Origin of the sequence: Ruminococcus sp. RTP21484sp1_RTP21281st1_A8_RTP21281_210402 (assembly GCF_040914025.1) — a bacterium.
Lineage (GTDB): Bacteria > Bacillota > Clostridia > Lachnospirales > Lachnospiraceae > Blautia_A > Blautia_A faecis.
In genome coordinates, this window is sequence record NZ_JBCPGE010000076.1 from 1 (window position 1) to 13,041 (window position 13,041).

Sequence of the window (13,041 nt, forward strand, 5' to 3'; positions counted from 1 at the left end):
GTCAATGCGCAGAGTAATATTTTACAGGCAGATTTGGTATCCATTCAAAAGAATGGAAAGCTAAAAGCCTGTCTGTTATATGAAATGTATAGTACTATATAAGTTATGTTGACCACTTGAAAGAGCGGGAGATGGGCTTTTGATAAATAAGGCAGCAGAAAACAGGAGGAAGAAGGATGTTCATTGAGGAACGGCAGATAGCCATCGAGAAAGTCCTTCGGGAACAGGGAAAAGTCCGGACCAGGGAGCTGAGCGAAATGTTCCAGGTCACAGAGGACTGCATCCGTAAAGATCTGAAAACTCTTGAGAATGCCGGCAAATTAAAAAGAACTTACGGTGGTGCGATTCTTTCCCAGGATTACCCGCTGGAAAGAGATGTTATCGACAGAAGAAATTATCATCTGGACAAGAAGATGGTGATCGCGGTCAAGGCTATGACGCTGATCAAAGAGCGGGAAGCGATTTTTCTTGATATATCCACAACCAATATTGAGCTTGCCAAGCTTCTTGCGAAATCGAAAATGCAGCTTACCGTAGTGAGCAACATGATCGATATTTTACAGCTGCTTGCGCAAAATCCCAAGATCACAGCCATTGGAACCGGTGGAATCATGTATCCTACAGTAAATGGATTCCTTGGTTCCGCAGCAATCCAGGTGATCCGGCAGTATAGCTTTGACCGGGCATTTATGGGAAGCTGCGGAATTGATATGATGGATCACACCGTCACGACTCTTGGAGTGGAGGACGGACTGACCAAAAAGGCTGCAATTGAAAGCAGCCGTCATAAATATGCCGTGATGGAGCGGGAGAAATTTTATTTTAATGAATCTTATAAATTTACACAGCTTGATGAACTGGACGGGATCATCACAGATGAATTCCCGGATCAGTCGGTGCAGGATATGCTGGATTCCCTTGGTGTAACGCTCTATTAAGAAACGGCAGCTCGGGAATACAGCAACAAAGTGACAAGACCGGCGGGCATGGGAATAATTTGTGAAATTATCAGAATGCAAAGTATTGCAATAGCTGCAATGTGATAGTATCAGGCTGGGTGAAAGGAAAAAGAGGATATGGGCAAATTTACTTTGGAGGTTTGTGCAGATTCTGTGGAATCTGTACTTGCCGCTGAGAAAGGCGGAGCAGACAGGATCGAGCTTTGCGGAAATGTGGTGATTGGAGGAACAACTCCATCAGAGAGTCTTTTCCGCGAGATCCGCAGGTATAGTGATATTAAGATCCATGCACTGATCCGTCCAAGATTTGGTGATTTTTGTTATACTGAATACGAATTTGATATTATTCGTTCAGAAGTGAGAAAATTCTGGGAGCTGGGTGCCCAGGGAGTTGTAATCGGTATGCTAAGACCGGATGGCTCCCTGGATGTGGAGCATCTGGCACAGCTTATGGAGGAAGCGAAGGGGATGTCTGTAACTTTGCACAGGGCTTTTGACGTGTGCAGGGATCCAATGGAGGCATTGGAGCAGGTCATTTCTCTTGGTTTTAATACCATTCTCACATCTGGACAGAAGAATAACTGTGTGGATGGATCGCCGCTGCTTGCAGAGCTGGTGGAAAAGAGTGCCGGTCGTATTCACATTATGGCTGGTGCAGGAGTGAATGCAGACGTGATCGCTCCAATCTATGAGAAAACCGGAATCACAGATTATCATATGACGGGCAAGGTTTTGCTGGACAGTGAGATGAAGTACCGCAAAGAGGGCGTGAGTATGGGACTGCCTTCTTTGAGTGAGTATGAGATTTTCCGCACCAGTGAGGCTGAGGTGAAAAAGGCCCGGGAAGTTTTAGCAAGGCTTTGAGGCTGGGACGCTCTTTCACAAAAAAAGAACAATTTTTTCGTGAAAGGGCGTTTTTTCTATTTAAAGTAGGAGGATGAATAGATGTTTCTTCAGAACAGTCAGAGGAAGATTGAAGAAGAATTTTTGAAATTAACAGAGAAGCTTGGGGCGGACAGGGAGCCGCTGAAGACGATTTGTGAGAAAATGGATGGGTGCGGCAGAGACCTGGGGCTGGCGATGAAGTATTTGTATGTGACAGCGCCTTATAGTGATCTTGTGAATTATTCTTTTGAGGAGATTCAGGATTTCGCAAGCCATGGGCTGTTTCTTTATAATACTCTGGAACGTGTGAAAGAGCTGCCGGAGGAGATGTTTTTGAATTATATTCTGGATCACAGGGTGAATGAGGAAGAGGTACTTCCTTGTCGAAGCTTTTTCTGGAATGAGTTGAAGGATAGAATTGAAGGAAAAAATGCGAAAGATGCGGCAATTGAGGTAAATTACTGGTGTGCGGAGGAAGCTACTTATCATAGTGGTGATGACCGTACACTTCCGGCACTTACGGTATATCGAAGAGGTTACGGACGCTGCGGTGAGGAGTCTGTTTTTCTGGTAAATGCACTTCGAAGCGTGGGAATTCCGGCGCGGCAGGTGTATGTGCCAAGGTGGTCCCACTGTGATGACAATCACGCATGGGTGGAGCTTTGGTGTGACGGAAAATGGTATTTCACAGGCGCATGTGAGCCATTGATGATCTTGAATAAGGGCTGGTTTACAAATGCTTCTTCAAGAGCCATGATGGTGCATTCCCGATTGTTTGATCTTTTCCCGGCTGAAGGGGAGGATGTGATCGGCAAAGAAGGGGCAGCAGTTATGCTGAATCAGACTGCGCGCTATGCCAAGGTGAAAACAGTCTCTGTGAAAGTGACTGATAAAGAGGGCGCAGCTGTAAAGGGGGCTCAGGTACAGTTCCAGGTATTGAATATGGGAGAGTATTTCCCCATTGCAAAAGCAGAGACTGACGAGAAGGGAACAGTTTCCTTAGTGACAGGTTTGGGAAGTGTGAGAGTTCTGGCATTCCTTCCGGAGATGGAAGGCTTTGCACAGGCAGATCTGGATACCAGAGCGCAGGATGAGATTTCCCTGACTCTTACTGGTGAGGCTGTGGAAGCAGAAGATTGGAGAGCTGTAGATGTGATCGCTCCAGTTGATACTCCGGTGAACCCGGATATGCCTACCCCGGAGCAGAAAGCAGAAGGAACCAGACGACTGAATGAAGCAAACAAGATCCGTAAAGAAAAGAAAGAGAACTGGGCGAACCCGGAACTGACCGCTTTTCTTGCAGGAGAGGATGAGAAGGAACTTCGCCAGGAAATGGTGGATGTACTTTCTGAGAAAGACCACACAGACTGTGTTTGCAGCGTGTTGGAAGAGCATTTGGAATATGGCAAGCAGTATGCAAAAGAATTTAAAATGAAGTCTGGTACTGGGAAATGTGGCAAAAAAGAAATGAATGGCGCAGATTGCTTCACTCAAGGCGCTGAGAATGCTAATGCAGAGTGCAGTAACTATAAAGCTGAAAAATCTGCGGCATATACAAGAGTTACAGGTGCAGAGTCCGGCTATAATCTTTATATCAATTTTATATTAAATCCCCGTGTGGAAGACGAGCTCCTTCGCCCATACCGAAAGGGCATTCTCTCCTTCTTTACAGAAGAGCAGAAAGCCGCCTTCCGCGCAAATCCGGCAGAAATCTGGAATTATATCCAGGCGCATATCACCGCCTATCCGGATAACGAGCGCGAGACCGTAATGGAAACTCCATACGAATGCCTGGTATCCGGAATTGGTACCGAGCGTTCACAGAAGGTACTTTTTGTGGCCATTGCCCGTACACTGGGAATCCCGGCAAGATTGAACCCGGATAATAAGGTAATGGAATATTGGGTAAATAGACAGTTTGTTCCTGTTCTGAAACAGCAGGAGGGTGGCGCTGTTCTCACATTGAAAAAAGAGACAGATGATGTATGGAACTACTATCAGAACTGGACCATGGGGCGTCTGGTTGGAAATGAATACGTTTCCCTGAATCTTACAGGCAGAAGCTGGAATGGGGATACTCTGGAGCTTGCATTGATTCCAGGAACCTATCGGATTATTACCACCAACCGCCTTCCTAACGGAAATCAGTTTGCATGGGAGAAAACATTTACGATAGAAGAAGGTGGGCAGAGAGAAGAGACCTTGCGTCTCCGCGAAGCCCAGCTTGGCGATATGCTGGAGCGTATTTCCCTTCCGGAGTTTGAAGTAAAAGATTCTGCCGGAAACACAGTAAACTGCGCTGAGTTAACCAAAGGTGGCAAGAAAATTCTCATGTGGCTGGAAGAGAGCCGGGAGCCTACTGAACATATTTTGAATGAAATGCTGGAACATGCAGAAAAATTCCACGAATTTGAAAATTCCATCTCCTTCATGATTCGTACTCCGGAAGCCAAGCAGGATCCTCTTCTGGCAAAAGTGCTGAAGATGTTCCCGAATGTTTCCATCTATTTCGATTCCTTTGAGGAAAACATCGAACTTTTGGGAAGAAGAATGTATGTTGATCCGGACAAGCTTCCGCTGATTCTGGTAACTAATGGCGAGTCTGTAGGAATCTATGCAACCAGCGGCTATAATGTTGGAACTGGCGATATGCTGATCCGTATTATGGAAGAAGTGCCGGAAGTATAAATCGCATGTAAAAAAAAGATATAGTAGTTTTTGAAGTATATAGTAGAATTTCTAAGAAATATAGAGATGGTTTTCTGTGTGTACCAGAGGTGCGCAGCAAGGCATAATAAGGAAAATTGCAAGGCCTCTGAATGTAGCGCATTAAATGTGAGTAAATCGGAAGCCCTCTCTAAATGGAGTAAATTATGAGTAAATACACAGAAATTCACCCAGATGGACAACGTGCATATCAGTTTGTAGCTGATACGGCTTACATCCGTGAATCCGGCACAAAGGGGGAGCACAAAGCAGCTGAATACATTTTGAAGGAAGCGGAGCAGGTAGCAGCCCAGACGGGAAAGTCTGTCTACATTCAGACACCCCGCATGGAATTTTTCCAGTGTCCGGATTTTCAGCAGAAAAAGGCAGAGCTGGTAATCTGCCAGCCTTATAAGAAGGCTTATCCGGTGCGTGCCTACCTGAATGGCGCCTGCACCCTGGAAGAGGGCATCACAGCACCATTTCTCTTCGTGGGAAAAGGAGATGACATCAGTCTTTCCCAGGCAAAAGGGGCAGTTGTGCTGGTCTGCGATCCTATTCGTGAAGATACGATAAATAAAATAAAAGCAGCAGGTGCACTTGGCTTTGTAACCGTATGCGGCACGCCGCTGGATCAGGGGGAAGACCGGATTCCAACCCAGTACCGCCGCAAGGCAGGTGATCTTCCAGGCGCATCTGTCCATTACCTGGATGCAGTGGAAATCGTGGAAAAACAGGCATCTCAGTGCTGCCTGAACATTCAGCAGAGCGAGATTTCCCGCAATTCCGCCAATGTGGCAGTACGCATTCTGGGAACTGATTTTCCAGAAGAAATCGTTACGGTAACGGCTCATTATGATTCTGTTCCGGAAGGCCCTGGTGCATATGACAATATGTCCGGCGGAGCCATGGTGATGGAAGCTTTTCATCATTTCGCAGAGCACAGACCAGCCAGAACTATGGAGTTCATCTGGTTTGGCTCCGAGGAAAAAGGGTTGGTTGGAAGCCAGAATTATGTGAAATCCCATGAAGGAGAAATGAGCAGCCATGTGTTTAATCTGAATGTAGACCTGGCAGGGCAGCTCCTGGGAGGAAACGTTCTGGGAGTAACTGCAGATCCGACTGTCTGTGCAGAACTGAAAAACCTCATGGAAGAAAATCAGCTGGGTGTTACCATCAAAAATCAGGTCTGGGCCAGCGATTCCAATACTTTCGCATGGAAAGGTGTGCCAGCGCTTACCTTAAACCGTGACGGCTTTGGCATGCATACAAGACACGATACAGTAGAATATATATCTCCTCGCGCACTGGAAGAAGGGGCGAAAACTCTCTGCACAGCAGCTGCATGGGTGGCAAACGAGCCAGAACTTTCCTTTGAACGGGAAATTCCAGAGGATATGAAGAGAGAACTGGAAAAGTATTTTGCCTAATGTTACAGGAAAGGACATTATAAAATGAACAAAGTAATCGAAGAAAGAACAAAACGTACCGAATGGTACCGTGACGCCCGTTTCGGCATGTTTATTCACTGGGGACTTTATGCAATCCCTGCCAGAGGAGAATGGGTGCGCAGCATGGAGCAGATTCCACATGAGGACTACTGCCATCTCACAGAAGAGTTCACAGCTGAGAATTACAACCCAAGAGAGTGGGCGCGTCTTGCGAAAAAGGCGGGCATGAAATATGCTGTGCTCACAGCCAAACACCACGACGGCTTCTGCCTTTTTGACACCAAACTTACTGACTACAATTCCATGAACGCAGCCTGCCACAAAGACCTGGTAAAAGAGTTCCTGGAGGCATTCCGTGCAGAAGGAATCAAAGTAGGTCTGTATTTTTCTATTATAGACTGGCGCCACCCGGATTTCCCACACTATGGGGATATGCACCATCCAATGCGCAACCATCCGGAATGCTCCAATGAAAACCGCGATTTCGACCGCTATCTGGAATTTATGTTTGGGCAGATCAAAGAGCTTCTTACCAATTATGGTAAGCTGGATCTGATGTGGTTCGACTTCTCCTACGGCGATATGAAGTGCGACAAATGGAAAGCCCAGGAGCTGATTTCCATGGTGCGTTCCATCCAGCCCTGGCTGATCATTGATAACCGTCTGGAGGGCAGTGCTGAGGATTCCGGTTCTATCCTTACTGCAAATCCTACCGAATATTCCGGTGATTTCGCATCTCCGGAGCAGATGATCCCACCAGCAGGAATCCGCAATGAGCTTGGTAATCCGGTACCATGGGAAGCCTGCCTGACCCTGAATAACAATTGGGGCTATTCCTCCAGTGACCGTCATTATAAATCAGCTGAAATGGTCATCCACATGCTGGTTGAGTGTGTCAGCAAGGGCGGCAACCTGCTCCTGAATGTGGGGCCTGATGCAAAAGGCCGTATTCCGAAGGAGTCTGTGAAGATTCTGGAAGAAGTAGGAGAGTGGATGGACGAGAACTCCAAGAGCATCTACGGCTGTGGCTATGCTGAAATCGATAAACCGGAATGGGGCCGTTACACCCGCAACGGAAATAAGATCTACGCCCACGTTATGGAGCCCCAGGCAGGAGCAATCCCTCTCACCGGAATCCACGGCAAGATCAAAAAACTCCGCCGTCTTTCCGACAATTCCGAGGTAAAGCTTACGGATTACTGGAACCTGAAGGAATACTCCCAGAATCAGTTCTTCTTCCTCAACGCTGACACCTGCGACAGCTACCCGCTTCCGGATGATCGGGATACGGTTGTGGAAGTAACGCTGGAAGAAACTGAAGAATAAACAGATATAAGCAGATATAAAAAGAAATAAACAGAAATAAACAGAAATAAACAGAAAGGGACTGCCGGGAAATGGCAGCCCCTTTTTGGATTTATAAGAAAGCCCATCTCTGGCACTTTCCTGAACCGAGTAGTGTTTATACGAAAGCTAGAGCGTGTTTGAAAAATCATTCCTGCAAATTGCGAAGCACATCTTGCAGAAAGCCTTTTATCCAATACACTCTAAAGTGAAAGTCTATTTTTTACTCTTTAAAACATTTCGCACGATCATACAAATGAGAATGGTAACCACCATATCTGGCAGTGTATTTCCCACAGGAATATCAATTCTCATTAAAATTCGGTACAGCACAAATCCGATCACCCAGATTACCGCATTTGTTATGTCAACCGCTTCGCCCAGGCTGTCAGCACGCTTCAGAAGGAAGAAATCGGCAATCTGAATGGCAATCATCGGTGCAAATACAGAACCGATGAGATACAGGAAATCGGTAATGTTGTCCATTGGATATACAATTGCAGCAATTGTTCCGATGATGGTTACGGCAATTGCGGCATATTTTCCATTAATTTTGGAAAATACAGATTCAGATGAAATTCCGGCGGAGTAAGCATCCAGGAATGTGGTGGTAACAGTGGAAAATACAATGATCAGAAGGCCTGCAATTCCCAGTCCGGCTTTCACCATAATCTGAGCAATGTCGGATTCACCGGTATAAATCGCTGCACCCATACCGATTACATACATCCAGCAGCTTACAAGACCGTAAACAATAGAGCTTACAGCAGTTGCTTTCACTGGCTCCTTCGCCTCGCGGGTATAATCACTGATCAGCGGCAGCCAGGACAGTGGCATTGCAACAGAAAGCTCAACCGCAGCACCAAAGGACATGGCTTCCTCGCCAATGGCAAGTGCAGTCCCGCCATCAAAGAAGATGAGCTTGCAGAGTACCAGTGTAAGGATAAAAAGTGCTGCCATAGCGATGGTGTTGATTTTTCCAAGGTTTGTGATGCCGATAAAAATCCACAGTACGATCAGTGCACCGATTACCAGACACCATACCCAGCTTCCGGTATGTAACACACCGTTTGCGGCCAGAGCTCCGTCGTAGATCATAATAGCAGTCCAGCCAACCAGCTGAAGTACATTCAGGAAGGAGAAGAAAATCCCGCCCTTTTCCCCAAAGCTCATTTTTACGGTTTCCATTGCACTGCGGCGTGTTTTTCCGCCGATCACTCCGGCGAGGAAAAGCATGGTACAGCCAATAATATGTCCGATGATAATGGCAAGAAGACCTTTTCCAAAGCCAAGTGAGGCAAAATAGGTTCCGGTGAGGATTTCCGCCAGGGAAACACCAGCGCCAAACCAGATCAGGCCGTTTTCAAAAATGGAAGTACGTTTTTCAGTCATGTTATTTTGCCTCCTTATCAGCGGCTTCTGCCGTAATCTCGTCATGTGACAGTGTGAATTCATTTTTTATTGCAAATCCGTGATCCATAGGACCACTGCCTTTTCCAAGATCCAGCATAGCAGCAAGTGCTCCGGAAATATATTTCTTTGCCCTCTCCACGGAAGTATCCAGGTCAAATCCCTTTGCCAGATTAGAAGCAATGGCACTGGATAAGGTACATCCTGTTCCGTGAGTGTTTGGATTGTTGATCCGCTTTCCCTGGAACCATTTGTAATCGCCTTTGCGCCACAGAAGGTCATTAGCGTCATTCAGCTGATGACCACCCTTGCAAAGCACTGCACAGCTGTATTTCTCCCCGATGGCAGCAGCGGCTTTGATCATATCCTCGGCAGTTTCTATTTTCATTCCGGACAGAACCTCTGCCTCCGGAATATTCGGTGTCAGGACTGTGGCCATTGGAAGAAGCTGACTTTTAAGGGCTTCAATGGCTTCATCATTGATCAGCTTGGCTCCGCTTGTAGCGACCATAACCGGGTCTACTACAATGTTCTTTGCTTCATACTGGCGAAGTTTTTTCGCAATGGTTTCAATCAATGCGCTGGAAGATACCATTCCAATCTTCACTGCATCCGGATAAATATCTGTAAAAATATTATCCAGCTGGTCGGCCAGAAATTCTGGCGTTGCTTCCATAATACCTGTTACACCGGTAGTATTCTGTGCGGTAAGTGCGGTAATCGCACTCATGGCATATACTCCATTGCTGATCATTGTCTTGATATCAGCCTGGATACCGGCGCCTCCGCTGGAGTCACTTCCAGCGATTGTTAATGCTGTTCTCATAATTTTCTTCCTTTCTCTTGGCCTTGTTTGAAGCAGTTTCCACGAGTTATGAGTTATAACGTGAAAAAATCTTTTTACAAACCGGCACTGTTGTTATGTATGCATTAATTTTATATAGCGTCCGAAAGTGGTGCCCCCAGCCGAACGCTGCATTGCTGCCATATGAAAAAAGAGACACCCCAATGAGGTGTCTCCGAAAAAAATCAAACCCATGATGACTTCCTACGGCGGCATTATCCGCATCAGGTAATAGGGTCGAAATTCACAATTTCCTCTCAGCCTGTGTACAAGCTCCCCTGTTCTTTTGTTATTATAGTAATAATGGGAAAAATTGTCAATAAGGTGTTGGAATACAATAAATACCAAGCGTGAAAATCGTTTACGCTAACTCCACAACCAGCACCTGATATCCATGCAGCTTAACTGAATTTCCATCCAGAACCATATCCGGGTAGTTATTGATCAGCACCTTTTTGCATTCTGATGGAAGTGTAATTTCCTGCTCATCCCACTGATAATTGCCAACCACAAGTAAAGTTTTATCTCCTTTACGGTAGTATGCCATTAAATTATGCCGGTCTTCCATAAAGGGCTCCAGAGCACCATACACAACGGTTTCTTTATATTCCGGATCCTTGCGAAGAGCGATCAGTTTCTTATAGAAATTAAGTACGGAATTTGGATCAATCGTCTCTTTTTCCACATTAATTGCGGTATAATTGGAATTTACCCGAAGCCACGGTGTACCAGCTGTAAATCCGGCATTTTCCTCACCAGTCCACTGCATGGGGGTACGGGCATTGTCGCGGCTGCGGCGGGCAACAGCTTTCAAAGCTGCTTCCGGGGTAAGTCCGGCGTCAAGTGCAACTTTATATTCATCCAGAGTTGAAATATCATCTACCTCGTCAATTGATTTGAACGGGATATTTTCCATGCCAAGCTCCTGTCCCTGATAAATAAAGGGAAGTCCACGAAGCATGAAATTCAATGCTGCCAGCATTTTTTTGCTTGTGTCACAGCAATCACCTTCTGGAATATAGTGACTGACACCGCGAGGTTCGTCATGATTCTCGATAATATTGGAAACGAATCCGAAATCCCCCATTTTGGCCTGTGTCTCAAAACAGCAGCGCTTGTAGTCGTCAGGTGTGATTTCTTTGCAATCGTACCAGCCTTTTTCAGAACCTCCGAAAATGGTTTCGTTAAAGTCGAACATAGAAGAAAAATAACCATTGTTTCCAATAAAATCCGGGAGCTCTTCGTCTTTTGCGTTGAAAACCTCACCTACGGAAAAAGCATCGTGAGGCTTGAAGGTGCGGTCACGCATTTCTCCAAGAAATTCTCCGATTCCGGTAGCTTCCTCCAGCATTTTATTGATGCTGCAGAGTCCGTCCTCACGATCAGGCTCATAATCATGCATAGGAAGAGCTTTTTTGATATTAATGATAGCATCAATGCGGAAACCGCCAAGACCCTTGTCCAGCCACCAGTTAATATTTTTATATACTTCCTCACGGAGCTCTGGATTTTCCCAGTTCAGGTCAGGCTGCTTTTTATGAAAAACATGAAGGTACTGTTTGTTGGTGCCAGGCAGATCCTCCCATACCGAACCTCCGAAATAGGAGCGCCAGTTAGTAGGAAGCTTACCATCTTCTTTGTCTCTTAAATAGAAGAAACGGCCGTATTTTCCATCCGGATCTTTACAGGCTTTTTTAAACCATTCGTGCTCATCAGAGCAGTGGTTTACAACCAGATCCATGACAATATACATGTCCCGCTTCTTTGCTTCTGCGATAAGGCGGTCCATATCCTCCATAGTTCCGAATCGCGGGTCAATGTCGTAATAATCGGAAATATCGTATCCCTGGTCGGCAAGAGGGGAGCGATAGCAGGGGGAAAGCCAGACAATGTCAACCCCCAGCTCCTTTAAATAATCCAGTTTCTCAATAATTCCCGGCAGATCGCCGATTCCATCACCGTTTGTGTCATAAAAGCTTTTCGGATAAATCTGATAGGCTACTTTATCCTGCCACCATTTTTTTTTCGTGCTATTCATTTATGTCTCCTTATATATAATGATTATCTTTGAACTAAGTACATTATACATACATGAAAAAGAAAATACTTCCCTTAATTTGATTAAAAAATACGAAATTTTGACCAGAGATTGTTTGGAAAATCATTTCGTACATAGGGGGGCAAGCGTGTTTTATAAGGAAGGATTCTCAATCCCCTGGCTGTGTTTCCGATATTGCAGAGGTGTGGTTCCTGTATATTTGCGAAATTCTCTGAGAAAATTCCCCATATTGTTATAACCACAGTCCAGACATATCTCGGTCACTGGAAGACTGCTGTCTTTTAATAAACGTACTGCCTGGCGGATGCGATATTCATTCAGGTATTCTATGGGAGACATGCCGATTGCTTTTTTAAAAAAACGGCAAAAGTATTGCTCATTGAGTCCGATCAGGGATGCCAGATCGCGGATATAAATTTTTTCCTGGTAATGGTCGCGGATGTAAGTGATTGTGGTTTTTATGGTCTCGACCCTGTGGTCATCAGATTTTTCAGTCTGGGAAAAAAGCTGGCGATTGGAAAAATCTGCAAAAATATTTAACAGGGAAGCCTTGATCAGAAGCTGATCTGCCAGGCCGACAATGGCATTTCCAGAAGCGCGGAATAAATTTATATGTAAGGAATCATGAAGCTCTTCCAATTGTTCAGAAAAGCTGCAGCGGTAAAATGCGTTAGTGATGTTCTGGAACTGCTCCTTTATAATAGGAAAAACAGGATGGTTTGCAGAAATACATCTTGGAAAAATCAGACGTCCGTTTTGCAATGGCTGGACAAGCTGAGTCTGAACCGTATCGTAAAAAGGAGAGCAGAGCAGTTCCGGTTGGAAAACGACAGCGTATTCCATGGAGACTTCTTTTGAGCGTGCACGTATGCTGTGCAGTTCGCCGGGATTAATAAAATAAAAACATTCTGAAGATACATCAAATGTTTCCATATTAATATCTAAGGTGAAGGTTCCACCGGGAAAGTAAATAATCTCGACCTCCTCGTGCCAATGGTGCTTGACCAGGATTCCGTGTCCGCTTAGTTTTAAACGGTAAAAAGCACAGGGAAAAGCCTGGGAGCCATGAGGATTTGTTTCTTTTAATGCTGGTGATTGCTGTTGATACATAGAAACCTCCAAACTGGGGAAAGGGTATAAAATAATGAATTTGTTATATGTATTGACGCTATCATGTCTGAGGGCGAAAGTCAATGATTGAAGAAAAAGGATCTTGAAAATAATGTTATAAAAAAATATAAATTTTTTTGTAAAAAGTGCTTGACGATTCCTTACGGCAGTGGTATAGTAAACAAGCTGTCGCAAAGAATTGCTTCTGAAATACTGAAAAATAAAATAGTTTTCAGAAAATTCAAATTAACTGTTGACAATCGACTGAACTTA

10 protein-coding genes and 1 riboswitch are annotated in these 13,041 nt (G+C 45.1%); of the genes, 6 read left to right on the forward strand and 4 right to left on the reverse strand.

Annotated features, from left to right (window positions below; all coding sequences use genetic code 11):
* Positions 1-176: 176 nt before the first annotated feature.
* The 5 genes from AB5170_RS21630 (at position 177) to AB5170_RS21650 (ending at position 7,327) form a co-directional block, all read left to right on the forward strand.
* A complete protein-coding gene (locus tag AB5170_RS21630) occupies positions 177-938 on the forward strand; it encodes a DeoR/GlpR family DNA-binding transcription regulator (RefSeq protein ID WP_226837876.1) in 762 nt (253 codons plus the stop codon).
* 138 nt (positions 939-1,076) lie between these two features.
* A complete protein-coding gene (locus AB5170_RS21635) occupies positions 1,077-1,823 on the forward strand; it encodes a copper homeostasis protein CutC (RefSeq protein WP_226837877.1) in 747 nt (248 codons plus the stop codon).
* Between the two features lie 81 nt (positions 1,824-1,904).
* Positions 1,905-4,532, forward strand: a complete 2,628-nt coding sequence (locus tag AB5170_RS21640; protein ID WP_368361832.1) for a transglutaminase domain-containing protein — start codon at positions 1,905-1,907, stop codon at positions 4,530-4,532.
* Positions 4,533-4,717: 185 nt separating this feature from the next.
* Positions 4,718-5,980, forward strand: a complete 1,263-nt coding sequence (locus AB5170_RS21645) for a M28 family metallopeptidase (protein WP_368361831.1) — start codon at positions 4,718-4,720, stop codon at positions 5,978-5,980.
* A gap of 24 nt (positions 5,981-6,004) precedes the next feature.
* Positions 6,005-7,327 carry an alpha-L-fucosidase gene (locus AB5170_RS21650; RefSeq protein ID WP_173770380.1) on the forward strand — a complete coding sequence of 441 codons (1,323 nt, stop codon included), beginning with the start codon at positions 6,005-6,007 and terminating at the stop codon, positions 7,325-7,327.
* 234 nt (positions 7,328-7,561) lie between these two features.
* On the opposite strand, the gene cytX is transcribed toward AB5170_RS21650, so the two are convergent.
* From cytX to AB5170_RS21670, 4 genes are all read right to left on the reverse strand, one after another.
* A complete protein-coding gene (cytX, locus tag AB5170_RS21655) occupies positions 7,562-8,737 on the reverse strand; it encodes a putative hydroxymethylpyrimidine transporter CytX (protein ID WP_173716701.1) in 1,176 nt (391 codons plus the stop codon).
* 1 nt (position 8,738) lies between these two features.
* Complete coding sequence (gene thiD, locus AB5170_RS21660) at positions 8,739-9,581, reverse strand: bifunctional hydroxymethylpyrimidine kinase/phosphomethylpyrimidine kinase (RefSeq protein ID WP_173770379.1); 843 nt, start codon at positions 9,579-9,581, stop codon at positions 8,739-8,741.
* Between the two features lie 202 nt (positions 9,582-9,783).
* Positions 9,784-9,889: riboswitch (TPP riboswitch) on the reverse strand.
* 71 nt (positions 9,890-9,960) lie between these two features.
* Positions 9,961-11,637: an alpha-glucosidase gene (locus AB5170_RS21665; RefSeq protein ID WP_227201085.1), complete on the reverse strand. Its 1,677-nt coding sequence runs from the start codon at positions 11,635-11,637 to the stop codon at positions 9,961-9,963.
* A 153-nt stretch (positions 11,638-11,790) separates the two neighbouring features.
* Positions 11,791-12,768, reverse strand: coding sequence for an AraC family transcriptional regulator (locus tag AB5170_RS21670; RefSeq protein WP_118584253.1), 978 nt, complete (start codon positions 12,766-12,768; stop codon positions 11,791-11,793).
* Positions 12,769-12,855: 87 nt separating this feature from the next.
* Here AB5170_RS21670 and AB5170_RS21675 point away from each other — a divergent pair.
* A partial coding sequence (locus tag AB5170_RS21675; protein WP_368365157.1) for a hypothetical protein occupies positions 12,856-13,041 on the forward strand: 186 nt, incomplete at its 3' end.

Coding starts and splice junctions, on each gene's coding strand:
- AB5170_RS21630 (WP_226837876.1), top strand. CDS start 177: ATGTTCATTGAGGAACGGCAGATAGCCATCGAGAAAGTCCTTCGGGAA.
- AB5170_RS21635 (WP_226837877.1), top strand. CDS start 1,077: ATGGGCAAATTTACTTTGGAGGTTTGTGCAGATTCTGTGGAATCTGTA.
- AB5170_RS21640 (WP_368361832.1), top strand. CDS start 1,905: ATGTTTCTTCAGAACAGTCAGAGGAAGATTGAAGAAGAATTTTTGAAA.
- AB5170_RS21645 (WP_368361831.1), top strand. CDS start 4,718: ATGAGTAAATACACAGAAATTCACCCAGATGGACAACGTGCATATCAG.
- AB5170_RS21650 (WP_173770380.1), top strand. CDS start 6,005: ATGAACAAAGTAATCGAAGAAAGAACAAAACGTACCGAATGGTACCGT.
- cytX (WP_173716701.1), bottom strand. CDS start 8,737: ATGACTGAAAAACGTACTTCCATTTTTGAAAACGGCCTGATCTGGTTT.
- thiD (WP_173770379.1), bottom strand. CDS start 9,581: ATGAGAACAGCATTAACAATCGCTGGAAGTGACTCCAGCGGAGGCGCC.
- AB5170_RS21665 (WP_227201085.1), bottom strand. CDS start 11,637: ATGAATAGCACGAAAAAAAAATGGTGGCAGGATAAAGTAGCCTATCAG.
- AB5170_RS21670 (WP_118584253.1), bottom strand. CDS start 12,768: ATGTATCAACAGCAATCACCAGCATTAAAAGAAACAAATCCTCATGGC.